The organism is Arthrobacter sp. fls2-241-R2A-200 (assembly GCF_030209745.1).
GTDB lineage: Bacteria > Actinomycetota > Actinomycetes > Actinomycetales > Micrococcaceae > Arthrobacter.
On the sequence record NZ_JARVRJ010000005.1, the window covers coordinates 246105 to 270856 of the forward strand.

Consider the following 24752-nt stretch of genomic DNA (forward strand, 5'->3'; position numbering starts at 1 on the left):
TTCCCGGGGTGGCTCCGATAGTGTAAACGCATGCTTATTGACATTCCCGCCCCCGGCGGCACCGCAGAAGCCTTAGTCGTCCGCCCCTCCACCGGGACAGGTGACTTTCCCGGCGTCGTTCTCTATATGGACGCGTTTGGTCTGCGCCCCCGCATCGAAGAAATGGCCCAGCGCATTGCGGACTGGGGCTATGTGGTCATGGCGCCGAACGTGTTCTACCGTGAAGGTTCCATCAAAGACCTCGCCCCAACCTTGGATATGTCCACCAAGGAGGGCAGGGAAGCCGCCGGCAAGGCTGCGTTCCCCCGGGTAGGTCGCCTGACGCCGGACAAAGCGCTGCCGGACATTCAGGCATGGGTTTCCGCCATCACAGAACTCGACGGCGTGCGCCCCGGCCCCATTGGCACCACCGGATACTGCATGGGCGCCAGGCTCGCCGTCCGTACCGCCACCGCTCACCCCGAGCTGGTAGCCGCATGCGGTGGTTTCCATGGTGGGGGCCTGGCAACCGACGCGTCTGACAGTCCACACTTGGGCCTGCGCGATGCACGGGCACAATTCGTGTTCGGGCACGCCGACCATGATCCCAGCATGGATCCGGCCGCAGTGTCGCGTCTGGGCCAGGCCCTCGATGAAGCCCGGCTCACCGCCTCCAACACAATCTATGAGGGCGCCTCTCACGGCTACACCATGGCCGACACCTCCGCCTACCACCACGAAGCCACCGAACGGCATTTCCGGGAGCTGCAGGCGCTGCTGGACGGCACGCTCAAGGGCGATTCCATTCGATGAGGCTAGGGCTTCACCGCGCTACGCTGTCCCCTGGCGTGGGAGAGCGCCAGTGCAGCTGATCGTTCCGGGCGACGTCGTAAACCTGGCTGACCGCCTCCGCGGCCGGTCCGTCGCGGGAAAGCGTCAGATCATCGGGATTACCGGCTCTCCGGGTTCGGGCAAGTCCACGCTCGCCGAACTTCTGCGTCAGGAGCTTGGCGAGGAGAGCGCCGTCGTGCCCATGGACGGTTTCCACCTCGCCAACGCCATCATTAGCGGCACGCCGCTCAGCGCCCGGAAGGGAGCCATCGACACGTTCGACGTCGGTGGCTACCTTTCCATACTGGAACGTCTCAGGAACACCGATGAAGAGCTCGTCTACGCGCCTGCTTACCGCCGCGGCCTCGAAGAGCCCATCGCAGCGTCCATAGCAATTCCCACGTCAACGGCATACGTCCTCACCGAGGGCAACTACCTCCTCAGCAATCAGAGGCCTTGGGACAAAGTTCGCAATTACTTGGATGAGGTCTGGTTCGTTGAGACGGAACGGGAAAAACGCATGTCACGCCTCATTCAGCGGCACATCGACGCCGGAATGGAGCCGGCCGCCGCGGAAGCATGGGCACATGGGTCCGATGAAAACAACGCGCGGTATATCGAGACGACGAAGGAGCGGGCGGACCTCGTGGTCAGGTGGGACTAGAAACAACTGCTGAGCGACTAACCAATGCTCTCGAAAACCATCGTTGCCTGGATGCGGTCACCGCCGCCCAGCCCCTTACTACCGCTGCTCGCTGTAGTGATGGTGTGGAGACGGTAGCCTTTCGCGACTTGGTCGTTGATCGTTTTTTCAAGGGCGGTCAGGTTGCCCGAACCAGTTCCCAATAGTTTCTCTTTAAGGATCACCTGCAGGACGACATAGTGCATGAAACGACTTCCTTGTCTCGTTGGTCAATTGGCAGCAATGCTAATGGACAGTGCAAGCTCCGCCCGGGTGGGAGTCACGGCGCGTCGAGGGTAATGCTGCAAGCCAGTTCCGGCCCGGAGAACCTGTCATCTTCAACGGGTGGCGGGCTCCAGGCACAGTGGGCACGGCCTGTTGGCTCCTACTTGAGGAGTCGCACGATTGTTGTCTCAGTCTGGGCTGGATCCGGCGTTGGATCTCCGTAGATCTCCCATGAGTGCCCGGCAGGCTCCCGACGATTCCCCGCCATCCACTCGTCGATCGCGTTGTACGTCTCGTTCAGCCGGTCGTACGGCCCGCGGTGGATGGCCACGGCAGCCTCACCACTTGGCGTTTCGGTCGCGTAGACCTCGCCCGCCGTTTCGAAGGTACGCGTGACTTCAACGCCGAACTCGCACAGGATGGTCGCGCCCGGCTCATTCGAATGGTGGTACACGAAGATGTTATGGCCGTTCGACCAGAGGCCCGGCTGGCTGCGGATGAAATTCCAGACCTGTCCCACCGCTGGCCCCCATGCCGAGCCAACCTCACCGGGGGCGACCACGCGCCGGACCGCGGCCAGCTTGCGGGGGAAAACAACGTGCACGTCGATAGGGACCGTCATGACTGGAGTGTAGACCGAGGGGATCTGCCAGCAACTAGGCCTGCCGGGTTACCCCGGCACGTCAACGAGTTTTAGCGGAATATCGGTGTTTTCGTTCGTGTAGTAGCTTGCACATACCCGGTGGTAGCCGTCAGCCACCTGCGCCGGGATACCCCGGGCCAGGTCGCCCCTGACCATGAGAATAGGCGACAGCTTCTTGCCATCCTTTATCTTCTGCAAGTCAGCCGCCACGTGGGCGTTGTCCTCAGGAAGCAGTACCAGCCGCGCCGCCCTGAGAATGTCCTTTGCTTTGCGGTGCTGTATCGGCGCGCCCTTGAGCGCCAGGACCACGGAGGCCACCACTTCATCGGACGCCAAAAGGGACAAGTAGTCAGTGGCACCCGGATAATCCTGCTCCTCAGGTTCCGACCGCCAGCGGACTTCGATTTTGTCGTCGTCAGACATGATGGATCACATCCTCTATCAGTAGTGCCTGGCTTGCAAGCATCGCCTGGCTCCACCCGGGCGTCATCCCCCATCCCCGCCAAGGATCATTGCGGCGGTCAACCAAACGGCGCGCATTCCAGAATGATGGGTCGGTTGTCGAGGGTCGTGGGTCGTGGGTTTGGGTCTCAAGTGCACGGCCTCAAAGGATCGGCACGGGTCCCGTGCTACCGCTGGACCTACGTCGCGGGGCCAGCTTGTGCTGCCCGGGAGTGACTGGATGGTGCGCCGACGGAACGGGCGGCGACTTCGGCCAGCCCCAGAACGGCGAATGCGACGATGCCGTGCAGGATCCCCAGACCGGGAACGGCGAAGGATGCATAAGCTAGGGCGACCTGAATCACGACGACCAGTAGCAGCCACGCCGACCACTTGACACCGAGCTTGCCGATCAAAGCAATGAGCAACAGCACGAGGGCCAACGGTGGGATGACGAACTGGCCCACAACCTGATGGACGTCGAAACCCGCGAAGTCCGTACTGTCAGTGATGGGCTTGCCGTCTTGTACATATTGGCCCATAGTGAACGTCGCCCAGGCAATGGCGGCAGCCTGAATGACGACACAAGCGGCGATGATGTGACAGATAATCCGATACGCCTGTTGCATGACCAATTCCCCGTCTCTGTAAGCCACGCGTGCAGTGATCCATTCGCGCCAGCTTGGCGCCGAGGTTACCCCCAAGCTCGTGGAACGTCAACGCGCCGCATTGGCTCGTGGAAGAGGTCCGCGGGGTGGCATAGGTCACCTGATTGAAATTGGTCCGGTCAGGTCCTTGGCGGACGGTTGGAACTAGGAACGAGCCCAGAGCTAGGGCGCGGCGAGAACTTCAATGCTCGCGAGGTTCCACTGGTCCGATGTTGGGAAGGTGTCGTTGATCGTCACAGGCGTGCCGGTCGTCGGAGTGGTGGAGTTCTGTCGTTGGACCCAGTACGTGTCTCCCGCTGGCGCCAGATACTGGTCGACCAGGGTCTGATTCGACCCCGGCGCGTGGGATATCGGATTGGACCAGTCGGTGCCCACGCCCCAGATCCAGGACCCGGCTCTGGTGGTGGTGAGGGTGGCCGTCGGCGCGCCCGAGGAGGCGTTCGAACCAAGTATTGCTCCGGTTGCGGTGTCTGCCCCGCGGAAGGCGACAACCGTCATGGCTGCCTGCCAACTGCCCGAGGCCTGAGTGGCGGTGATGGTCGCACTCGAAAGCGGGCCGGGGGCAACGGCTTGCCAGATCTCAGCGGTGCCTGGTTGCGTGTTGGTTCTTTGTCGGAGTGTCCAGGTGAGCCCCGCGCCGGCAACGCCGGCGATGCGGGCTGAATTCGCGGAATTCGGTCCGTCCGAACTTATGAAGGCAAGGATGAGTTCGTTGGAGCCGGTGGTTGTCACGCCCGGTGTGCTGATCGTCGTCGTGCTGGTTCCTTGGTGGGCGGAAACGATCTTATCGATCGTGATTCCATTGGGACGGCTTGCGCCGTGGCGGTGTTCGACGGCGGGCTGACATTGCCTGCCGCGTCGAGAGCGGTGACCGTGTAGGTGTAGGTCGTACCGGCGACCACGGAACTGTCGGTGTAGTTGGTCGACGGCGAGGTCCCAATCGCGGTTCCGTCGCGAGAGACCCGGTACGAGGTGACTCCCACGTTGTCCGTGCTGGCCGTCCACGTCAAGGCGATCTGTCCTGCAGATGCTGAGGCCGCCAGACCCACCGGCGCCGTTGGCGGGGTTGTGTCCTGGCTGGGCGCCGACAACCGGATCATGCCGGCTGTGGACGGAACACCATTGGCATCAACGATCGAGAGCAGGTAATACCCCGGAGGGGCGTAGTTGCCGTTGACGGGCATCTGTACGTTGAGACCACCGGAGGCTTGCGAGAAACTCAGGCTCATGGCCCGCGCGTTCTGGTCGAAGGCGTGGGTCACGGATCCCGTCTTGATCAGGGATACGGATTGGATCCGGGTCGCGTCAGGTGTTCCTATGAACGCCGTCGAACCGTACTGGGCGCTGCCCGGTACGTTGGAGATACTCGGCCGCGGGCCTTTGAAGAGGTACGGCGGGGAGTAGATCTGATAGCTTTTCTGGTCCGCAACCCCGGCGTCCCCGCCGCTGCCGGATACGAAGACCCGACCGTCCGGAAGCAAGACGGCCACCGAGTGGTACAGGCGGGGAGCTGACATCGACGCCACAGTGCTCCACGCTCCCGTGGCCGGTTGCCAGACCTCGGCCTGCATCACAGCTTTGGTGACATCCTGACCCGATTTGTCGGTTCCGCCTCCCGTCGCAAGGACTGTGCCATCCGGAAGGTTCGTCAAGTTCACGAAGCTCCGGGGAAACGCCATGGGGGCTGCCGCCTGCCATGCCGGGTTTAGCCCGTTCATGTCCAAGGTGTAGGCGGTATTAGTGGACTGCCCCGTGAATCCCCCATCCGAGGCGGATCCGGCTTTGATGAATTTGCCCGGCGCGTAGTTCGCGATCGAGGCACCGTCCAGGACGCGGGAGTCCACGGTGGCCCATTGCTGCGTGGACACATTGAGGTCCAGGCTCGAGGTGGCTTGTTCGGACGCTCCCGCCTGGAGGATACTGCCGTCGCCCAGTTGATACATAAAGGGGTAATACGGGATACTCCGGCTCGCGCCAGTCAGGTCGGTCCACGAGTTCATTGTGGGTGAATAGACTTCCGGGACGGGCACGATGTCTGTCGAGCTGGTGTTGGAACCCGAGGTCACCAGGACGCGTCCGTCGGCCAACGTCGTCGCTGTCGGGTACCACCGTGGGTGATTCATGGGCGCCAGGGTCTGCCAGGTTTCCGTGGCCGGGTCGAAGGCAGTTACATCGCGGATACCCAGTCCACCTTGTGTCGCCGTCCCTCCTACGACGAGGATGCGGCCGTCCGACAGGACCGCTTGCCCTGCGCAGAAGAGATCGGCGGCTGCGCTCGGTACTTGGGTGTAGCTGCCTGTCACGGGATCGAGCAGGTACTGCTGGCCGCCTTGGGAAAAGTCGCCCTGCCAGGTGAGAACCTTGCCGGTAGGTGTCAGTGCCGCGTGAATGGACACCTCCGGCCATGGAACGACAGGGCCCCACGAGCCGACCACTGACGGGTCCGTGCTGGACCCGTTCGCTGTGGTAAACGTCGCGTCGCCCGAGACGGCAAGATTGCCTGCCACGTCGGCCGATTTCACCCTGTAGTGGTACAGCGTGCCGGCCGAAAGCCCTGACAGTGCCTGCGAGTGCGTGGTCTGTAGCGTGGAATTCTGAACCGTGCTCTGGCCATATGCCGTGGTTGTGCCGTATTCCACTTGCGAGCTGGAAGCTTCGTCGGTGGTCCAGGTGATGGTTGCCCCGCTGGAACTGGGCGTGCCGGCAGAGACGGCAGAGATCTGTGGCGCTGTCGTGTCACCTGTTGCGGGCGAGGCCGGAAGAATTTCTATGAGGGAGAGGTTCCACTGGTCGGTTGTGGGTGCTGTGTCATTGATCGCCACGGCGGCAGGAGGTGCCGCCGTCGTCGTTGTGCTTTGGCGCTGGACCCAGTATGTATCGCCTTGGCTTGAGAGGTACTCATCGACCTTTGTCTGTCCGACGCCGACTGTCCGGGCGATCGCTTTGTCCCAGTCGTTTCCCGCTCCCCAGACCCATGAGCCCGCCCGGGTAGTGGTCAGGGAAGCGCTGGGCGCCCCCGTAACGGCACTCCCTGTTCCGACGGCGCCGTCGGTGGCCAAATCCGCGCCGACGAATGTGACAACAGTCATCGACGACTGGTACGAGCCCGCGTAAGTGGCCGTGACCGTGACGTTCGTCAGTACGTCGGCGCGACGGCCTGCCAAATCTCCGCAGTGCCAGGCCGGGCGTTGGTCCGCTCGCGCAACCGCCAAGAGAGGCCGCCACCCACGACCGATGAGACAGACTCGCCCGTGGAACGAGGGCCGTCCGACATGACGAAGGCGATAAGGAGCTCGTTCGCCTGGCTCGTAGTGAAGGCGGGCGAGACGATTTTTGTCGAAGGCGTGCTCTGGTGCGTGCTGACAATCCGGTCCGTGGCCAGAGGTGCTGCTGCTGCGGCGGCCGGGGCTTCCACGGGCAGGCTCAGGACGGATCCTGCGACTGCAAGGGATAAGCTCGCCAGTAGCGCGAGGGGCCGTGAGGAAAAGATGCGTTGCATGATTGGTCCTTTGATGCGACTGGCCGTGACAGGTCAGGATCCGTAAGGGAAAACCAAGGCGTCAGATTCGACGCAACGAACGTGGCTTCATTACTGAGCGTGAATATATTGACAGGAACTCAGTAGCTTCCCGTTGACCTCTCAGGATGGGAAACGCCTGCGGGAAGGATCGAGAACCGCACCGGCCCTCTGACGCGTGCAGTCAGGTGCCGCAGGCGTTGGGAACGGCTTCAAACGCCTGAACAAGGACTCTTACGAACACGGTGATCTCCTCACGATTCTGCAGAGAAACGCATCGCCCATAGGGCGGAGACCATGCGTTCGGTAAGCGGCACGGGTGACCCCTGACGGCGGCAATCATGCCGCGCAAAACGCCGGGCTGGGTACGTCGGCGGGTGGGAAAGAACTAACTTGCCACGGTCGATTCCACACTCGAAGAATAGCTGTCCGTAAGCGGTCCCAGCAATGGAAGTTTGCGTGGAGCCAGGTACGGGTGGCCAGGCGTAAGAGCTGCCGCTGTCTCCGGCTGAGGCGGGGGAAAGCCGTAGCGCAACAGGGCATGACCAGCTGAATACCCTTTGGATTGACATATTTCGACATGTAAACAAGACCCCCTGAACGGCCGGGCGTAATGTTGGTAGCAACCGCGACATATTCTTCCGAAATTCGCTGCAAAGGACTATAGGACCTTGTCACTCGAATCACTGCCCGTTCTGGACTACTCCCGCTTGAGCGCAGGGCCAGAGGAAGCCTCCCGGTTCCGGGACGATCTCCGCGATGCCATGCACAATGTGGGCTTCCTCTACCTCGCCGGGCACGGCGTCCCCCAAGAACTCACCGACTCCATGCTCGATATCTCCCGCCGGTTCTTCAACCTGCCCGAGGAACAAAAGCTTGAGGTCGAGAACATCCACAGCCCTCAATTCCGCGGGTACACCCGCATGGGCGCTGAGATCACCGACCGCGCCGTGGACTGGCGCGAGCAGATCGACATCGGCGTCGAACGCGACGCTGTGAAACCGGGGCCAGGTGTTCCCCGCTACAGTCTCTTGGAAGGACCCAACCTTTGGCCGACGGCGCTTCCCGAGATGCAGGACATCGTCTCCGAGTGGACCGAGCGGCTCGCTGCCATCTCCATGAACCTCCTACGGGCGCTTGCCGTGTCCCTCGGAGCACCTGAGGACAGCTTCGACGCAGCGTTCGGGGACAAGGCCTTTCCGATGCTCAAAATCGTCCGATACCCAGGAGAATCCGGCGATGAACCGAAACAGGGGGTGGGGTCCCATCGCGACGGCGGCGTGCTGACACTACTCCTCGTTGAACCGGGCAAAGGCGGCCTCCAGGTCGAATACCAGGGGCAGTGGATCGACGCACCACAAGTACCTGGAACGTTCGTCGTCAACATCGGTGAAATGCTGGAACTCGCCACCAACGGCTACCTCAAAGCAACCCTTCACCGCGTCATCTCCCCCGCGCGCGGCACCGACAGAATCTCCCTGCCCTTCTTCTACAACCCCGCACTGGACGCGCGCATGCCCCAACTCGCCATGAACCCGGAATTCCACACCAAGGCCCGCGGCCTGTCCGTTGACCCGACCAACAGCCCCATCCTTGAAACCTACGGGGACAACGCCCTCCGCTACCGACTTAGGGCGCACCCGAACGTGGCAGCACACCAACACCCGGACCTTGCCACAGCCTGAGAGCACAAGATCCGCAGTTAGCAGGCTGCGCCGCTTGCCTGAGGGACACGATTTCGAAATGTATGGTTTTCCCACCTCGGCTTTGGGTCGACGTTATTGCGCACCGGCGTAGCACGTCTGTTTTCAGCCCCATCGCTGCAACGTGAAGTGCGCGACTCCCCCGGGGCCATGGTGCTTACACTGTTCTCCATTTTCAGACGAGGAAACGGACTACAAATGGCAGCCGAGGATTTTATCGTTGACACCCTTGCCAGCGCGACGATTCCGGAGGATACCCTCACCATGTGGCGGCCGATCATCAAGGATGACCTGCCATGCATCCAGATCGACCAGTCCGACGGAATGACGGCGCGGTGAAGTACCGCACCGTCGACGCCGTCGCGCTCGCCACCGCCATCCTGGAAGCGGCCGGGCTTGATCCGCAGACAGCGTTCACGCCCTAACGTCGGGATGACAGGATTCGAACGGAGACAGGCCTGCTTGATCGGGTGACTGGTCGGACACTCGGCTGCAGCCTTCTATCGGAGATTCGAGCGGCAGTCCAAAGCCTCCGGTGGAAGCCCTCTGGCCGCCGGCCAGGTGGGCTAAAGCTGCACACGTCCCCGAGCGGGCACGGTGATCCGCAGAGGATACTGCTAGAGGCGCCAGGTGAGGCCTTTGCCGAGACGGATAGTGATCCGTCCGCGGCTGTTGACGGTAAGCGGTCCCGCCTTGCGGGATGCGGAGACGCCCGATTTGGAAACGTTCAGGCGGGTCTTCTTGCCGAGCTTGATGGTTTTACGGAAAATTAGGCCCATGGGCTCCCCCTCTGCTTATTGGTACTGCCTATTGAACCTGATGAGCGCGGCGGGTCCTAGGATCTCAGGTGATCGATGACACCGGGTCGGTTTCCTGCTGCCGCACGGCCTCCGCGTTCTGGGCACTATTGATGCTATCCAGCGTGAACTGACGGACGACGGGTAATTCGAGGATGCCCGAAACAGTGCGCATTCCGATGCCTTCAGGTGCTCCGCGCCCATACGTGCCTCAGTCCGCTGCATGGACGACGCGGTCTCGGCCTTGGGATTTAGCACGGTAAAGGGCGGCGTCCGCGGCCTCTATCATCGCCTCAAGCCGGGCAGTGCCTGTTCCGGCGGAGGCTATCCCGTAGCTGACCGTCGGGTGCCGGGAGTCTGTATCTGTTGCCTGAAGGGTGCGGCTTATCCGTGTTGCGATGGTTTTGGCGGTGTCGATACCAGTTCCTGGCAGGAGGATAATAAATTCCTCACCACCGAACCGCCCGACGAGATCACCAGAGCGGACTTCGGCGTTACAGGCCGCGGCAAACGCCTGAAGGACCAGGTCCCCGGCCGGATGCCCATACGTGTCGTTGACTGTTTTGAAGTGGTCAAGATCTGCCAGGATGAGTGAGGCCGGGCGTCCCAACCGGTTGGTCCGCTGTATTTGCCCGGCCGCCAGATCGAGGAACCCGGCTCTGTTGAGGAGCCCCGTCAGTGGATCCCTGTTGGCCCGGATCCGCAGGTCTTTTGCCACCTCTTCGTTGTTGAGCGCGGCCATGCTGAAGGAAGCGACGACAAGGAGCAACATGGTGATGAACGTCGTTGGCTGGGAACCGAAAAACTGGACGAACACCGCGCCGTGGGGCCCCTCTGCCAGGAACGCGGCCCAGCGGCCCAAATAGTAGGCGGCCAAGAACCCTGCCGCAATCGCCAAGGGCACTTGGATGTGTGCGTACTCTGCCGGCGGTGAGCGCACCTCACGATACGCAAGAGCGAACAACACGCACATCAGGCCAAGGAATACCGGTCCCCCGGCCCAGTCGTTTGAGGCCGGATGATCCAACGCGGATGCCACCGCTGTGACGGCCGGGCCAGGCAGGATCAGCCACCGTTTGGGTGAGGCCTTGCTGAGGGAACGTGCCGCTGCCCAGACACTGGCTGCGCCTGCGACCAAAAGTGAGTTCGCCGCAGGGTTCGCCCAAACCTGTTGGGTGGTACCGTCCAAGAGGTATCCGGCCGCGCCAAAGGGGAACAGGAGCAGCGCCAAGGACCACCACCCACTGTAGGGAGCGCGGGTCCGGCGGTATATGACTCCATAAAAAAGCAGAAACAGCGTCAATGCGATCGCTCCGAAGGCGACGCGCAGCGTTGCAGTGTCCAAAATTGCTCCCAAAACCCAGATCCGGGTGGCCCGGAAAACCAGTATGCACACACCCAACGCCCGGAATCCAGAGGCGCAGGACTGAAAACCGCCTAGTCAAATGCCGGCACTTCAGGAAAGCCGGCAGCACCTTCTGCTTCATCCGTCGGCTGCTTCGTTGGCACGCCAAGGCCGTCCCTTCAGGGCCGGTTTTTCGCGCCAGCTGGTCCAGTCCTCGGGCCTGACGGTGGGTCGACCCAGCAGGAACCCTTGGCCTGCACTCATGCCCAGATCCGCGGCAGCCTCTAACTCCTGGAAGGTTTCGATGCCTTCGGCGACCAGCACGGCACCGATCTGGGTGGCGAATCCGACCATCGCCGCTCCGAGTGCCCGCTGGCCAAGGTCCGAGTCGATGCCAGCGATAATATTTCGGTCTAGTTTGATCACGTCAGGCTTGAGCTGCAGGATATGGCGCATGGACGCGAACCCGGCACCGGCATCATCCACCGCTATGCGTATCCCGTCCCGACGCAGTCCGGACAGAGCTGCGGCGAGCGGCCCGTAGTCCAACACGGGATGGCGCTCAGTCACCTCCAGCACGATTCGCCGCGCAGGGACCCCGGCACCTGAGAGTAACTGCACCAGTCTCGGGTCAAGGCAAAGACCGGGTGAGACATTGAACGCCACATACACGAACGGGGGAACACCCCGGGCCGCGGACAGTGCCGTTTCCAAGGCAGCTATTTCAAGTTCCAGTCCCAGCCCGACGGACTCAGCCTCTGCAAACCACGCTTCCGGAGAATTTCCCGGTGAGCTAAGAAAACGGCTGAGCGCCTCGGCACCGATAACGGATCCGGAATCCAACGACCTGATGGGCTGGAATGCAGTCAGCAGTGCATGATCCGCGATCATAGCTTCGACCCGCCCCCGGACCTTCGTCGCTGCCACGACATGAGGTGACACGGCCCTGGCCGATCCTTCGAATCCAACAGCGTTCCCCGCGCTGTCGCGCAACGGGCTGCCGGAAACCTCTACAACAACGGTGGTGCCATTCTTCCGCCGGCAAACTGATTCAAGGCCGGACCATGAGCCGTCCTCAGACTCACTGGCAACCCTATCTCGCACCGCCGCGGCCAAATCATCACCAGCAATCACCAGGCTGAAGTGCCGGCCCACCAGCTCGGCAGAATCATACCCAGTCCAATCCCGGCACGCCGGACTGCAAAAGATAAACCGCCCGTCTGGCCCGGTAGCCCACAACCATTCCCGGCTCGCGGTCGACATCGTATCGATCAGCCGTGCCATTCGGAATGCTTCACCCCGCTCCCGCTGCTGCTGGCGCACGAGAGCCGAGGCCGCCCAGAGGACGACGGGAATGAGTGCCAGCGCCAGAAGGTACAGAACCCACGAGGAATCGTCAAAAACCATCCACGGTTCATCCCCAAAGAGATGAGGAACACTGATCGACACGGCCACCCCGGCTTCGAGTCCGATCAAAACCAGCAGCCACCGTCCCAGCCGCCCCGGCAAAACACCCTGATGGCGCCGAAAGCCAAGCCGCTCCTCAGGCATCCAAACCACCCCGAAGTGGCCGCGTTGCTGACGTGCTCGTGTCGCTATCCTGGCTGTCCTGCCCCATGGATCCCCAACATCCCCCAAATGAATGATCAGTCTCCTGACAATCGCTATCGTGCCATTCCAGCAAGCGAACACATAGCTTTTCAGTGAAACGCTTTTCAAGACTTCTTGCGGAGTGGCGGGCGATCGGTTCTTCAGGGTGCCATTTCCATATCGGGAGGCCGCTTCATGCCCCAAGAACTCCAAACGTCGGACGCCCGGCCAGGCCCGCGGGAAGGCAGGATACTCATCAGCACGCCCGACCGAAGGCCGCAGGCGAAACGGTGCTGAGCCGCTGAACAGTTCCAGCCCTGAGATCGAGGAGATTTGCCCCATCCAGGCCGGTTTCTTCCCAAAGTTCCTCCAGTGCCCGACGCTCCGGGTTCAAGGCGGGTGTGGCTGCGGTCCTTCAGGCTTGGTTTTGTTCGTCGAGGCCCACAGTCCGGCGCAGTTCCCTTTTGAGCACTTTGTGGCTGGGGCCCAAGGGAAACTCGCCGACGAACCGGATGTGGCGGGGGTATTTGTATTTGGCAAGGTGCTCTTGGCTCCAGTCGATGATGTCCTGCGCGCTGGGTGCGTTGTCCGCGTGGGCAGGATCCAGGACAACGACCGCGCACACTTCCTCGCCCCGCAACTCGTCCGGGATGCCGATGACGGCGACCTGGGCGATCGCGGGGTGACGGGAGAGGACCTCTTCGACCTCCCGCGGGTAGACGTTGTAGCCCGAGCGGATGATGACGTCCTTGGTCCGGTCGACTACATAGATGAACCCGTCCTCGTCCATGGTTCCGAGGTCCCCGGTACGGAACCAGCCCTCCACCATTGCTTGCTGCGTGGCTTGCGGGTTGTTGAGGTAGCCGGCGAAGACGTTGTGGCCGCGGACCAAGATCTCTCCGAGCTCACCGGTTGGCACGGGAACCACTCGTTCGGGTACCCGGTGATCGCCGATCTGGACCTCCACACCCCAGATGGCCTGTCCGACGCTTCCAGGCCGGACGCCTGAGTGCGGGGTATTGGTGCTGACCACCGGGGATGTTTCGGACAGTCCGTAGCCTTCATAGATGGTGGCGTTGAACGTGGAATTGAACTTCTCCATAACGGCCAGGGGCAGCGCTGCGCCCCCAGAGACGCACAGCCGCAGTGACGGCAGTTCAGGTCTGCCTTCGGCGGCGCTAAGCAGCTGCATGTACATGGTGGGGACGCCGTGGAAGACGTTCACATCGTGGGCGGCCATCAGTTCCAGCGCTGCCTCGCCGCTGAACCGTGGCAACAGAACGAGAGTGCCGCCGAGCCGGAACAGTGCGTTCATGCTGGCTGTTTGTCCGAAGACGTGGAACAGCGGAAGGCAACCGAGTGCGATGTCGCTGGTACGCACGTCGTTGGCGTCCACGGCCGATACAGTCGCGTTCATGACCATGTTCAGGTGCGTCAGGACGGCGCCTTTGGGCCGGCCCGTTGTGCCGGAGGTGTAGAAGATGACAGCCGGATCCTCCGCCTCCCGGGTAACGTAGCTGCCCAATTCGCGGTCGCCATCGGAGCGGAGGCGGGACACGTTGTCTTCTCCCTCGGGCACGGGGCCCACGAGCAGCACCGGGATTCCGGTCTCCTCGGCCGCCTGCCGCCCGATTGCGAGGAACGCGGCGTGGCAGACGAGGATTTTGGCGCCGCTGTCGCGGAGCACATGGATGACTTCCTCGACGGTCAGCAGCAGGTGTACGGGGACCACGACTCCGCCGGCAGCCTGCACGCCATAGTAGGCGGTGGGGAACTCTACGACGTTCGGGGACATGAGCGCCACGACGTCGCCCGGTCCGATTCCGGCTTGCCGGAGCTGCCCGGCGTAGCTGCGGGCGTGCTGCCACAGCCTCGAATAGGTGTACGACTGGCCGCCGCTTATGACGGCGGTCTTGTCCGGGTATTTGCGGGCCGATTCGGCGAGAATGGAGGCGAGCGATAAAGCGGTCATGGGTTCTGCTTTCTCGTGTTGTCGGGCCCGATTGTCGGACCATCGAGCAATGCGGTCAACGTGTTTTCGACGACAGCCCGTGCCTGTTCCACGGACTGCCCCAGGGAGTCCCTCAGCAGCTTCCAGGTCGCCCAGTCCGCGGCCGCGCAGATCGACAGGACCATGCGCGTTCGGCGTGCCGGGTCCAGCCCGGCCAGTTCAACTTCGAACAACCGTTCGACGTCGTTCCTGATCCGCTTAAGGTTCTCCTGCAAGTTCTGTTGCAACGCCGCGGAGAACGGACGCTGCAGATCGGCGGCACGGGCAAGCGGTGCGATGGCCTCCAGGACCGCAGCGCGCTGCAAGCTGTATGCCGCGACACGTTCCGCGAGAGGCAGCCCCGCTGGCACCGGCTTGAAAGCGTCGTCCTGTTCGGTGAGTTGGCGGGCGGCCGTGTTGGCCATGAGGGCTTCCATGTCCTTGTAGTGGTCCCACAGCGCCCGGACAGAGACCCCTGCACGGGCCGCGATCTGCTTGGCGGACGGTTTGAGTTCCCCGTCGTTGATCAGCCCGATATGGGCGTCACTGATAATCCTGAGGGTCCGCCGGGCGCGGGCGGTTCGTCCATCCACAGCTGTCGTCATCCCCGCAGGCCCGCGGCCGAACCCACATCGTGGGCGGCTTCGGCCAAGAACCCGGCGGGCAGCAACGTTACATCCGCGGTCTGCTCCGCGTAGAATCTCAGGCGTTCCGCGACGTAGCCGGTACCGACGTGGCCGGCGTACCACATGGGCCCGCCCCGGTATGCGGGCCAGTTGTAGCCTTTGGCCCAGATGACGTCGATGTCACCAGCCCGCTCCGCGATTCCCTCATCGAGGATGCGTGCGCCTTCGTTGATCATTGGAAAGAGCAACCGTTCGAGGATTTCGCGGTCTGAAATTTCCCGGCGGGATATGCCAAGGTTCCGTGAGATGTCCAGGATGAGCTGCTCAACCTCGGGATCATCACGCCTTTCCCGGCCCGCGTACGCGTAGTAGCCCGCACCGGTCTTCTGCCCGAACCGCCCGGCCTCACACAGCGCGTCCGCGGTCAGTGCGGTCCGACCCTCGGCCTTGCGGCTCCGCCAACCGATATCCAGACCCGCCATGTCACCCATCTCAAACGACCCCATCCGGAAGCCGAAGCCTTTCAGGACTCTGTCCACCTGGCCCGGCAGGGCACCCTCGAGCAGCAGCTGCTCGGCCTGCAACGAACGCACCTCAAGCATCCGGTTCCCGACGAAACCATGGCAGACGCGAACGACCACCGGTGTCTTCCCCATCCGGCGGGCGGTGGCGAAACCTGTGGCGAGCGTCGCAGTGTCGGTCGCTGCTCCGCGGACCACCTCAACCAGCGGCATCACGTTCGCCGGGCTGAAAAAGTGCAGGCCCAGCACCCGGCCGGGAAGGCGCGTTTCTGCTGCAATCCCGTCGATGCTCAGGTAGGAGGTGTTGGAGGCGAGGACGCAGTCGGGGCGCACGTGACGGTCCAGGGTTGCGAAGATTTCCTGCTTGACCTGCAGGTCCTCGAAGGCTGCCTCAATGACAAGGTCGGCGTCGGCGAGGTCCGCGTAGTCCAGGCTGCCCGTGATCAGCGACTTCAGGCGTGCTGCGTCGTCTTGGGTCCGGCTGCCGCGGGAGACCGAGATGGCAAGGTTCTTCTCGATCTGTGCCAGGCCGCGGTCCAGTGCGGATCGTTCCGCCTCCACAACGGTGACGGGGATGGCCGCCCCTGCCAAGGCCATGGCGATCCCGCCGCCCATGGTCCCGGCACCGATGACGCCTGCACGCCGGACGGTCCTCGCCGCGTCCGGACTGAGATCAGCGGGTTTGCGCGCTGCCCGCTCAGCGGTAAAGAGGTGGCGCTGGGCTGCCGATTCAGGGCTCTTGAGTCGTTCCTCGAACTTCGTCCGCTCAACGTCCGCTCCGCGGTCAAACGACTGTTCGATACTGGTCGCCATAGCCTCAATCGCGGCCTGGGCAGCATAAGGGTCCTTGGCCTTGCGCAGCGCGTCCGCAGACAGGCGCCTCACGGTCCCGGGTGTGGCCGCGGCCTCAGCAATTCTGCCGGCCCGGTCACGGGTCCGCTCCGCTGTGCGCGTGGCCACGAAATCGGCAGCCCAGCGCACGGTCTTCGGCGAGCCTGGATCGTCGATCAGCGCATCGACCAAGCCGTCCCGGAGCGCTTCGGAGGCGGATACTTGTTTGCCGGTGAGGATCATTTCCAGGGCACGTTCCGGTCCAACCAGGCGGGGCAGGCGCCCCGTTCCGCCGGCTCCGGGCAGCAATCCAAGGGTGATCTCCGGCAGGCCGAGGCGCGCCGTCGGCGCGGCGATCCGGGCGTGGGCGGCCATCGCCAGCTCCAGGCCCCCGCCCAAGGCTACGCCGGTGATTCCTGCGATGACAGGTTTCGGGAACTCTTCGACCAACGCCACCAGCTCCCCGAGATCCGGTTCGGCGGGCCGGCTGTAGCGTCCAGGGGTGCCAAATTCGGGGCTGTTGAATTCGGTGATGTCCGCCCCGGCCGAGAATGCTTGGGGCTGGCCGAGCAAAAGGACAGCAGTGACCGCTGGATCCCCGGCGAGCCTTTCGAGGGCATCGCCCAGTGCCCCGCGCAACTCCCGGCCTAATGCGTTTACCCGGCCGTGGTTCATGGTGATTCGTGCGACGCCGTCAACGATGTCGACGGCGACGATCCGGTGTGCTGGTTCGGTCATGATGTCCCTGACCCCTCTGTAGGTACTTATTTGAATGCGGAGATGCCGGTGATGTCCCGGCCGACCAGCAGGGATTGAATGGAGTCAGTTCCCTCGTAGGTGCTGACGACATCCATGTCCGTCATGTGCCGGGCCACATGCCGTTCGAGCAGGATGCCGTTGCCGGCCAGTACGTCGCGGGCCTCGGCGCATATCCACTTGGCTTTCTGCGCCGTGGACATCTTCACCATGGAAGCCATCGGGCTGGTCAACCGGCCGGTTTCGGCAAGCTCGGCCATCCGGTGGCACATCAACTGCATGGCTGTCAGCTCGCTGAGCATGTTGGCGAGCTTGTTCTGCACCAACTGGAACGAACCGATCGGCCGGCCGAACTGCTCCCGCTCCAGGGCATAACGGGCGGCAATCTGGTAGGCGGCCATGCCGTGGCCCATCGCCTCCCACGCGGCCCCGCCCCGAGTCGCGGTGAGAACCCGCGTGACATCCTTGAATGAGTCACAGTTCTCCAGCCGGTTTTCGGCCGGGACCCTCACGCCGTCGAGGACAATGTCAGCCTGCTGTATTGCACGCTTGCCGATCTTGCCCGTGATCACGGTGGGCCTGTAACCGGCCGGGTGCTCGCCGTCGTCGCCCCTTTCCAGCACGAACGCCTTCACCTTGGCGTCGGCATCATCGCGGGCGAACACGATGACGACGTCAGCCATGTATCCGTTGCCGATCCACCGCTTGTGCCCGTTGAGGACATAGCTGTCACCCTCCCGGCGGGCGCTGGTTTCCAGGGCCACCGAATCCGAGCCATGCAGCGGTTCGGTGAGCGCGAACGCGCCGATTTTCGACAGGATTGCCATGGAGGGCAGCCAGCGCTGGCGCTGGGCCTCATTGCCGAGCATATTGATCGCGCCCATGGCCAAGGACGAATGAACGCCGATGAAAGTATTGATGGAACCGTCCCCGCGCGCTATCTCGCGGGCAACGATTCCGGCCGCCCTGCGGCTCAAGCCCGGGCAGCCGTATCCCTCGATCGTGCCGCCGATAATCCGGAGTCGGACCAACCCCGGTAACACCTCGGTAGGGAATTCCGCGCGTTCCCAGTAGTCATTGATGACCGGAAGGATGTCCGATTCCACGTAGGAACGGACCGTGTCCCGCAGCTCCCGCTCCTTGGGAGTCAGTTCATCATCAAGCAGGAAATAGTCGCTGTTCACATCCGCTCGCATCAACGCGTGGCCCCTTCGCCTCGGGTTACCTAAGTGAGGCCTAGATCACACTCACCTAACAATATGCATACTAACTGCAAATTGTTCGGACCCCAAGGGCAAAGTGGAAGACAGCTCTCCCAGCCCGCGCCGACACCGGCGCTAGGCGCCGATGCGGGTTCGGTTACTGGCCCAACTGGGGATCGCTCGTTAGCGGACTCCCGTTTTCCAGCCGGCCCGCCAGGACCCGGAAAAGCTTCGGGTCAGCGGCGGAGGTGACGGTCAGGTCATACCAACCGCCTTGGGTCGGGATAACGACCAACTTGTCCTCGCCCCGTGTGAGCGAGACCGTTTGGGAACCAGCGCCGTAAGCGTCCGTCACAGTCAGGGTTACCCCTGTGGCGCCGTCGTTCTCAATCCGGAACTGTGCGTGGGGCGATTTGCCATTGGCGGTGACCGTTACGCGGATGTCCGCGGCATTCGTTGTGCCCGCGAGGCGCCGGCCTGAAAAGCGTCAGGAGTAAGTTGGCCCAATCAGTTCTGGACACCCTCAGCACGGGAGTCTAATTCCGTGCTGGGCGCAACTAGACTCGGGCAGGTCGGGGCTGCACAGCCGCCGTTGCCGGCGTGGCGTGGCCGGCGTGTCCGTTGGCTTCAGTGTTCGTGATCCGCGTGGTCGCAGTGTTGGAAGGTACGGTGACCCTGCTAGCCACAATGTCGCGCGAAATGGGGAGGACGCATGGGCAGACCCGGGGAGTCTCTAAAGGTGCTCGTCGTCGACGATGATCCCGGGTCCTTGCTGGTCGCCCAAGCTGCCGTGGAACAGTCCGGGCATGAATGCTTCACGGCCGCCGATGGCGATACCGCGTGGGACCTGTACCAGACGCGCCGCCCGCACGTGGTAGTAACGGACCTGCAGATGCCAGGGATGGATGGACTAAGTCTGTGCCGCGCTATCCGTTCCGCCGACGGAGACGCCTATACATACGTGGTGCTCGTGACCTCCCATGGTTCCCGGGAGGATGTCCTCCTCGGCATGGAGGCTGGAGCCGATGATTATGTCACCAAACCCTTGGATCCCTTCCTCCTGCATACTCGCCTCCTCGCCGCTCACCGCGTGACAGCCCTGCACGCCGACCTCGCTGACGCCTTGGGTGCCGCAACAGCGAGTAACGAGAGGCTGGCCGCCTTCACCGGAAGGGTCAGCCACGACCTCCGTACCCCCCTAACGACGATCCTTGGATACGTGGAACTGGCGTCCACGGACCCCGCCCCTCCTCCGAACGAGACCTCGGCGTACCTGGAAATAGTAGGTTCGAGTGGTCGCAGAATGCTGTCCATGGTTGAGGAACTTCTCTCATTCGCCTCCATCGGTGGCTCTCTGGAGAGGAAGCAGCTTTCGCTGGCAAAGTTGGTGGAGGAGGTCACCGCTGACTTAAGCCTCGGGTTAGGTGAAGCGGGTGCGGTGATCGAATGTGAGGACTTTGCCTTCGATGCTGACGAGGCACAAATGCGCACCGCGCTGCAAAATCTCATTCAAAACGCGGTCGCCTATGCCCGTTCCGGAGTTCGTCCGGTGATTCGAGTCCAAGGCCAGCCAACCAGTACCGGCGCCGTAGTGCAGGTGATGGACAACGGGAAGGGAATCACCCCAGGGGACCGGAGCCGCGTAGTGGAGCCGCTGGTCCGGCTACGCCGGGATGGGGATCCGCCCGGGTCTGGGTTGGGGTTGGCGACGTGTGCCCGCATCGCAGCAGCCCACAAGGGGCGCCTGCAAATTTCAGGTAACCCTGGTGAAGGGACCACCGTGAGCCTTTTTCTCGGTCAGCCAGACTAACGATAGGAACCCGTATCGCACCTGCCATGCACTACGCTCGGCCTCGGCTGAATCGCCGATTAGCCGGCACATGAAGCACTTGGCGTGGCCTTGAGAGCTATATTTTGAGTGTGCGTCTCCGCCCGGCTCTTCGGGCGGCCCGGGTCTCAGGTTCGTGCGGGTGAGACATGCTCTATTGGGAGGGCTCCACGTGTCTCAGAACGATCTCCTCAGACCGCGACGGCGGATCGGCGGACGCATGGCCCGGGTCGTTGGGCTCGTTGTATTTACTGCCATGCTCCTTGGGGTGCTGGCGTTATATTTCGTTTGGAACAACGGAACGGCGCAGGCCAAGGTAACAGGTGACTTTTGCATCCTTGCTGCCGCCCTGACAGCCGGTCTCAGCTGCAGCGTGGCCGCCCGGAGGGGTGAGAATGCCCGGGCGTGGTCCCTTCTGGCTGTGGCCGCCTTTACGTGGGCTGGGGGCCAAGCGATCTGGACGGTCTTCGGTCTCACCAACAACAACACGTACCCGTTTCCCTCGATCGCCGACGTCCTGTTCCTCGCGTACTCCATACCTGCCGCCGCCGCACTGTTCAGCTTCAAGCGGCCAGCCGGGACCACCAGGGTGGGCTGGGTCAGGGCAGCTCTTGATGCCTCGGTGATCGCGGGCTCGGTCCTGGCGGTCAGCTGGTACACGGCACTCGGGCCGGCACTAAGCTCCGAAGGTGACTTCCTGACGGTGCTCGTCAGTTCGGCCTACCCCGTGGTGGATGTGGTCATGACATCCCTGGTGCTGGTGCTCGCCATGCGCCGGCAGCCAGGAGAACGCCTCCCCTGGCTATGCTTCGGCGGCGGATTGCTCGCGCTCACCATCACCGACAGCACCTACATCAGGCTCACGTTCGACGGCGTCACTGGAGTAACAGGTTCCCCCCTGGCACTGGGGTGGATCGGTGCTTTCCTCCTGATTGCGCTTGCACCACTGGTCCCCTACGCGCAAAAGCCGCAGCCCGAGCGCAAGGCATTCGCTCTGGCCTTGGAACTGCTCCCCTACGTCCCCATCATGGTGGCGCTGGTGGTCGTTGCCGGGCCGCATGTTCAGGAACTCGGTCCGTTCCTGCTGGTGGTGGCCAGGGCAACGGTCGTCCTCATCCTGATCCGCCAGGTGCTGATTGTCGTTCAGAACATCACTCTGACTACGGGGCTGGAACGGGAAGTAGCCTCACGGACTGCGGAGCTTGAGGGCTTGGGCGCGATTGTGAATTCCTCCACGGATGCCATCATGAGCACCTCCCCGCAAGGAGCCATCATTAGCTGGAATCCCGGTGCGGAGCGGCAGTATGGCTACCCTGCCGAGGAGGCCATCGGCCGCGACATACGCATGCTCCTGCCCGGGGGAAGCGCGGACGGCACGGAGGAGATGTTCGGTCGGCTCCGGGAGAGCCGCGACGCGATGAACTTTGAAACCGAACACGTAGGCAAGGACGGGTCTGTCATTCCGGTGTCCATGACGGTCTCGCCGATCCAAAAAGATGGAGACCTGCGAGGGATCGCCATCATCGCCAGGGACATCACCCGGCGCCGGGCCGCCGAAAACGAGCTGAAAGCGGCAAGGTCCGCCGCGCTGGAAGCAAGCAGGCTCAAGTCCGAATTCCTGGCCACCATGAGCCACGAAATCCGGACTCCGATGAATGGTGTTGTTGGACTGACTGCCCTCTTGCTCGACACCGCTTTGGATGAGACACAGAAGCAGTATGCGGAAGGAGTCAAAGGCGCCGGCGAGGCGCTGCTGGCCTTGATCAATGACATCCTTGATTTTTCCAAACTCGAGGCGGGCAAGGTTGAACTGGACCCGCGCCCCTTCGATCCCCGGCTCCTGGTGGAAGAGGTCGCAGGGCTGCTGGCCGAGCCGGCGCAGGCCAAGCGGTTGGAGCTCATCGCCTATTGCGAGCCCGACCTTCCCGGCAGGCTGATCGGAGACTCGGGCCGGATCCGCCAGATCCTATTGAACCTGGCTTCCAACGCCGTGAAGTTCACGGCCGCAGGAGAAGTGGCCATCCGGATTAGGACCGAAACACGTGACGCCCGGCCCGAATCGATTGCCATGGTGTACTTCGAAGTCCGGGATACAGGAATCGGCATCGAGCCCACGCAGCATGCACGGTTGTTCGAATCATTTTCCCAGGCTGATGCCTCGACCACCCGCCGGTATGGCGGAACCGGCTTGGGGCTCGCAATTTGCAGCCGCCTGACCACAGCCATGAACGGTGAGATCGGAATGGACAGCGTGCCTGGTGAAGGCAGTGTCTTCTGGTTCCGTATCCCGTTACCGGTGGCACCACCGTCCGCCGACCCCTTGTCGGCCGCGGGCTTCCTCACCGGTATGCGTGCACTGGTGGTGGACGACAACGCCACGAACCGCCTGGTGCTGGAGTCTCAGCTGCGCGGCTGGCGGCTGCAACCTCACGCCGTGCCCGACGCAAAGACAGCCGTAGCCCTGGCCCGGGATGCGGCACAGCGGGGAGAACCTTACGACCTTGCGGTCCTGGACATGTGCATGCCTGAAACCAACGGCCTGGAACTGGCCCGGGCCTTCAAAGCTGATCCGGCCCTGGCCAGCATCGAGCTGATCATGCTCACCTCGACCATGCAGATCGACGGCTCCGCAATCGCCAACGCCGGGGTCCGGGAATGGCTGATGAAACCAGTCCGCAGCTCTGAGTTCTACAACCGGTTGATCCGCTTGATGTCCACCAGCGAACAACGGCCGCCGACCAAGAGGCTTACCAAGGCGGCCATGAGCGAGCCTTCCGCAACCGGTCCCTCCTACCGGGGACCCGTCCGCGGCCGCCTTCTCGTCGTCGAAGACAACGAAGTCAACCAGCTCGTGGCCCGCTCCACAGTGGCGAAGCTGGGCTACGACGTCGATGTCGTCCCCAACGGGGCCGACGCCGTTGCCGCCGTCGGAAAGGTTCGGTATGACGCTGTCCTGATGGACTGCCATATGCCGGTGATGGACGGATTCGAGGCTACCGGGATCATCCGGAGCCGCGAGAACGGAAACAGCAGGCTTCCCATCATCGCCATGACTGCCGGTGCCCTCGACGGCGACCGGGAACGCTGCCTCGCGGCGGGCATGGACGATTATCTCGCCAAACCGGTCGACGCCGCTGAACTTGAAGCAGCGCTGGCCCGGTGGGTCCCGTATCAACGCACGCGCGCCGTGCCCGAGCGACCCCTGGCCGTGACCGGTGGTCATTCGGCTGTGGCCACCGAACCCGCGAGGCTGGGGCTCGACGAAAGCCGGCTGGCCATACTTCGCGACCTCGGACCTTCAGACGGAATGGGCCTGCTGCCCGCGGCGGCAGAAGCATTCCGGAAGGACATCCCGTCCCGGATTGCCTCCCTGCACCAAGCAATTACCGACAATGACGGCCCGGCGATGACCCGGACCGCCCACGCACTCAGGGGCGCCGCCGCCAACATCGGGGCCACCACCGCTGCAGCCCTATGCGGCGAGATCGAAGCAATCGCGCACAGCGGAAAATTCGACGACGTCCCTCAGCTCCTCAGCCGATTGGAAGCGGAGCTTGCAAACGTGAATATCGAACTCGAGCAGGCCCTGGATGGTGCGCGGTGAGGGTCCTCGTTGCAGATGACGACCCGGGATCGCTCCTGGTAGCGAAGGCCGCCGTCGACCGCTCCGGACACAGCTGTCTCACGGCGACAAACGGCGACGAGGCGTGGGCCCTGTTCCTGGAGCACCAGCCGGACGTAGTGGTTACGGACTGGATGATGCCCGGCCTGGACGGTCTGGCCCTGTGCCGGGCCATTCGCGCCCGGGACTCAGACCTGTACACCTACCTGGTGCTGCTGACCTCGCAAGGCTCCCGGGACGACATCCTCGCCGGGCTTCAAGCCGGCGCAGACGACTACGTCACCAAGCCATTGGACCCTTTTGTCCTGCACACCCGGCTGCTGGTGGCAAACCGGGTGACCACATTGCACGCCGACCTGGCCCATTACCGGAAGATGCTCGCACAGCAAGCACGAACCGATCCCCTGACGGGCCTGAACAACAGGCTCAAACTCAGCGAAGACCTCACACAACTGCACGCGCGCAGCCAACGGTACGAGGAGGATTACTGCCTGGCCATGTGCGACGTCGACAATTTCAAAAGCTACAACGACATCTACGGACACCAGGCAGGTGACCAGGCGCTACGGGCCATCGGGGCAGCTCTCGCCAGCGTGGTTCGCAGCAGCGACGGTGTCTACCGGTACGGCGGCGAGGAATTCCTCCTCGTGCTGCCCAATCAGTCAAGACAGAGAGCCAATGACATGCTGGAACGGGCACTTCACGCCGTTGAGGCCCTGAACATCATCCATTCCGGGGACCCGACGGGCCACCTAACGATAAGCGCAGGAATATCGGCCTTCACCGCGGGGCATCACGGCGACGCCGACGCTGTACTTGGTGAGGCCGACACAGCCCTGTACACCGCCAAAGCAGAAGGCCGAAACCGGGTCGAGCTGGCACCGTAAAGCCGGGTACGCCGTCGTTAGCCGGTCGCGAACGGGACGCAATGCAGCAACGTGCCAGCGCCCAAATC

Annotated in this window: 23 protein-coding genes; 7 read left to right on the forward strand and 16 right to left on the reverse strand. The window is 63.0% G+C overall.

The window, feature by feature from the left end:
• Positions 1-30: 30 nt before the first annotated feature.
• Positions 31-792 carry a dienelactone hydrolase family protein gene (locus QRN42_RS06675; RefSeq protein ID WP_284978476.1) on the forward strand — a complete coding sequence of 254 codons (762 nt, stop codon included), beginning with the start codon at positions 31-33 and terminating at the stop codon, positions 790-792.
• A 49-nt stretch (positions 793-841) separates the two neighbouring features.
• Entirely contained in the window at positions 842-1474 is a 633-nt protein-coding gene (locus QRN42_RS06680) for a nucleoside/nucleotide kinase family protein (RefSeq protein ID WP_284978477.1), read from the forward strand.
• Positions 1475-1491: 17 nt separating this feature from the next.
• On the opposite strand, the gene QRN42_RS06685 is transcribed toward QRN42_RS06680, so the two are convergent.
• The 7 genes from QRN42_RS06685 to QRN42_RS06715 all read right to left on the reverse strand — a co-directional run bounded on the left by QRN42_RS06685 (position 1492) and on the right by QRN42_RS06715 (position 6968).
• A complete protein-coding gene (locus QRN42_RS06685; protein ID WP_284978478.1) occupies positions 1492-1698 on the reverse strand; it encodes a DUF4177 domain-containing protein in 207 nt (68 codons plus the stop codon).
• Positions 1699-1877: 179 nt separating this feature from the next.
• A complete protein-coding gene (locus QRN42_RS06690; RefSeq protein ID WP_284978479.1) occupies positions 1878-2339 on the reverse strand; it encodes a GyrI-like domain-containing protein in 462 nt (153 codons plus the stop codon).
• A 48-nt stretch (positions 2340-2387) separates the two neighbouring features.
• Positions 2388-2783, reverse strand: coding sequence for a hypothetical protein (locus QRN42_RS06695; protein ID WP_284978480.1), 396 nt, complete (start codon positions 2781-2783; stop codon positions 2388-2390).
• A gap of 218 nt (positions 2784-3001) precedes the next feature.
• Positions 3002-3457, reverse strand: coding sequence for a hypothetical protein (locus QRN42_RS06700; RefSeq protein ID WP_284978481.1), 456 nt, complete (start codon positions 3455-3457; stop codon positions 3002-3004).
• A 174-nt stretch (positions 3458-3631) separates the two neighbouring features.
• A complete protein-coding gene (locus QRN42_RS06705; RefSeq protein ID WP_284978482.1) occupies positions 3632-4201 on the reverse strand; it encodes a hypothetical protein in 570 nt (189 codons plus the stop codon).
• Positions 4198-6558, reverse strand: a complete 2361-nt coding sequence (locus QRN42_RS06710) for a galactose oxidase-like domain-containing protein (RefSeq protein WP_284978483.1) — start codon at positions 6556-6558, stop codon at positions 4198-4200. The genes QRN42_RS06705 and QRN42_RS06710 overlap by 4 nt, the downstream gene beginning before the upstream one ends.
• Positions 6559-6605: 47 nt before the next feature.
• On the reverse strand, positions 6606-6968 hold the full coding sequence (locus QRN42_RS06715; protein WP_284978484.1) for a hypothetical protein: 363 nt from the start codon (positions 6966-6968) through the stop codon (positions 6606-6608).
• A 689-nt stretch (positions 6969-7657) separates the two neighbouring features.
• On the opposite strand from QRN42_RS06715, the gene QRN42_RS06720 reads away from it, so the two are divergent.
• Both QRN42_RS06720 and QRN42_RS06725 read left to right on the forward strand, forming a co-directional pair.
• Entirely contained in the window at positions 7658-8671 is a 1014-nt protein-coding gene (locus QRN42_RS06720) for an isopenicillin N synthase family dioxygenase (protein WP_284978485.1), read from the forward strand.
• A gap of 216 nt (positions 8672-8887) precedes the next feature.
• Positions 8888-9028: a hypothetical protein gene (locus tag QRN42_RS06725; RefSeq protein ID WP_284978486.1), complete on the forward strand. Its 141-nt coding sequence runs from the start codon at positions 8888-8890 to the stop codon at positions 9026-9028.
• Positions 9029-9306: 278 nt separating this feature from the next.
• On the opposite strand, the gene QRN42_RS06730 is transcribed toward QRN42_RS06725, so the two are convergent.
• The 9 genes from QRN42_RS06730 to QRN42_RS06770 all read right to left on the reverse strand — a co-directional run bounded on the left by QRN42_RS06730 (position 9307) and on the right by QRN42_RS06770 (position 18789).
• On the reverse strand, positions 9307-9468 hold the full coding sequence (locus QRN42_RS06730; RefSeq protein ID WP_284978487.1) for a DUF4236 domain-containing protein: 162 nt from the start codon (positions 9466-9468) through the stop codon (positions 9307-9309).
• Between the two features lie 64 nt (positions 9469-9532).
• Positions 9533-9661 (reverse strand): hypothetical protein, encoded by a 129-nt coding sequence (locus QRN42_RS06735; protein WP_284978488.1) that lies wholly within the window; start codon positions 9659-9661, stop codon positions 9533-9535.
• 36 nt (positions 9662-9697) lie between these two features.
• Positions 9698-10831, reverse strand: coding sequence for a GGDEF domain-containing protein (locus QRN42_RS06740; RefSeq protein ID WP_350224863.1), 1134 nt, complete (start codon positions 10829-10831; stop codon positions 9698-9700).
• A gap of 138 nt (positions 10832-10969) precedes the next feature.
• Entirely contained in the window at positions 10970-12382 is a 1413-nt protein-coding gene (locus QRN42_RS06745) for a sensor domain-containing phosphodiesterase (protein ID WP_284978489.1), read from the reverse strand.
• 454 nt (positions 12383-12836) lie between these two features.
• Entirely contained in the window at positions 12837-14393 is a 1557-nt protein-coding gene (locus QRN42_RS06750; protein WP_284978490.1) for a long-chain-fatty-acid--CoA ligase, read from the reverse strand.
• Positions 14390-15004, reverse strand: a complete 615-nt coding sequence (locus QRN42_RS06755) for a TetR/AcrR family transcriptional regulator (RefSeq protein ID WP_284978491.1) — start codon at positions 15002-15004, stop codon at positions 14390-14392. Before QRN42_RS06755 ends, QRN42_RS06750 begins: the two co-directional genes overlap by 4 nt.
• Before the next feature lie 8 nt (positions 15005-15012).
• The gene (locus QRN42_RS06760; protein WP_284978492.1) at positions 15013-17127 is read right to left on the reverse strand and encodes a 3-hydroxyacyl-CoA dehydrogenase NAD-binding domain-containing protein; all 2115 of its coding nucleotides are present in this window, start codon (positions 17125-17127) and stop codon (positions 15013-15015) included.
• Between the two features lie 26 nt (positions 17128-17153).
• The gene (locus QRN42_RS06765; protein WP_284978493.1) at positions 17154-18341 is read right to left on the reverse strand and encodes an acyl-CoA dehydrogenase family protein; all 1188 of its coding nucleotides are present in this window, start codon (positions 18339-18341) and stop codon (positions 17154-17156) included.
• A gap of 163 nt (positions 18342-18504) precedes the next feature.
• The gene (locus QRN42_RS06770; RefSeq protein ID WP_350224866.1) at positions 18505-18789 is read right to left on the reverse strand and encodes a phospholipase domain-containing protein; all 285 of its coding nucleotides are present in this window, start codon (positions 18787-18789) and stop codon (positions 18505-18507) included.
• 270 nt (positions 18790-19059) lie between these two features.
• Between QRN42_RS06770 and QRN42_RS06775 the strand changes: the two genes are divergently transcribed.
• The 3 genes from QRN42_RS06775 (at position 19060) to QRN42_RS06785 (ending at position 24684) form a co-directional block, all read left to right on the forward strand.
• Positions 19060-20157, forward strand: coding sequence for an ATP-binding response regulator (locus QRN42_RS06775; protein ID WP_284978494.1), 1098 nt, complete (start codon positions 19060-19062; stop codon positions 20155-20157).
• A gap of 190 nt (positions 20158-20347) precedes the next feature.
• Positions 20348-23779: a response regulator gene (locus QRN42_RS06780; protein ID WP_284978495.1), complete on the forward strand. Its 3432-nt coding sequence runs from the start codon at positions 20348-20350 to the stop codon at positions 23777-23779.
• Positions 23776-24684: a GGDEF domain-containing protein gene (locus QRN42_RS06785; RefSeq protein WP_284978496.1), complete on the forward strand. Its 909-nt coding sequence runs from the start codon at positions 23776-23778 to the stop codon at positions 24682-24684. The genes QRN42_RS06780 and QRN42_RS06785 overlap by 4 nt, the downstream gene beginning before the upstream one ends.
• Positions 24685-24752: the final 68 nt, after the last annotated feature.

Excerpts from the sequence above, each read along its gene's own strand:
- QRN42_RS06675 (WP_284978476.1), top strand. The coding sequence starts at position 31 with ATGCTTATTGACATTCCCGCCCCCGGCGGCACCGCAGAAGCCTTAGTC.
- QRN42_RS06685 (WP_284978478.1), bottom strand. The coding sequence starts at position 1,698 with ATGCACTATGTCGTCCTGCAGGTGATCCTTAAAGAGAAACTATTGGGA.
- QRN42_RS06690 (WP_284978479.1), bottom strand. The coding sequence starts at position 2,339 with ATGACGGTCCCTATCGACGTGCACGTTGTTTTCCCCCGCAAGCTGGCC.
- QRN42_RS06695 (WP_284978480.1), bottom strand. The coding sequence starts at position 2,783 with ATGTCTGACGACGACAAAATCGAAGTCCGCTGGCGGTCGGAACCTGAG.
- QRN42_RS06710 (WP_284978483.1), bottom strand. The coding sequence starts at position 6,558 with ATGACTGTTGTCACATTCGTCGGCGCGGATTTGGCCACCGACGGCGCC.
- QRN42_RS06715 (WP_284978484.1), bottom strand. The coding sequence starts at position 6,968 with ATGCAACGCATCTTTTCCTCACGGCCCCTCGCGCTACTGGCGAGCTTA.
- QRN42_RS06725 (WP_284978486.1), top strand. The coding sequence starts at position 8,888 with ATGGCAGCCGAGGATTTTATCGTTGACACCCTTGCCAGCGCGACGATT.
- QRN42_RS06730 (WP_284978487.1), bottom strand. The coding sequence starts at position 9,468 with ATGGGCCTAATTTTCCGTAAAACCATCAAGCTCGGCAAGAAGACCCGC.
- QRN42_RS06735 (WP_284978488.1), bottom strand. The coding sequence starts at position 9,661 with ATGCGCACTGTTTCGGGCATCCTCGAATTACCCGTCGTCCGTCAGTTC.
- QRN42_RS06745 (WP_284978489.1), bottom strand. The coding sequence starts at position 12,382 with ATGCCTGAGGAGCGGCTTGGCTTTCGGCGCCATCAGGGTGTTTTGCCG.
- QRN42_RS06750 (WP_284978490.1), bottom strand. The coding sequence starts at position 14,393 with ATGACCGCTTTATCGCTCGCCTCCATTCTCGCCGAATCGGCCCGCAAA.
- QRN42_RS06760 (WP_284978492.1), bottom strand. The coding sequence starts at position 17,127 with ATGACCGAACCAGCACACCGGATCGTCGCCGTCGACATCGTTGACGGC.
- QRN42_RS06765 (WP_284978493.1), bottom strand. The coding sequence starts at position 18,341 with ATGCGAGCGGATGTGAACAGCGACTATTTCCTGCTTGATGATGAACTG.
- QRN42_RS06775 (WP_284978494.1), top strand. The coding sequence starts at position 19,060 with ATGGGCAGACCCGGGGAGTCTCTAAAGGTGCTCGTCGTCGACGATGAT.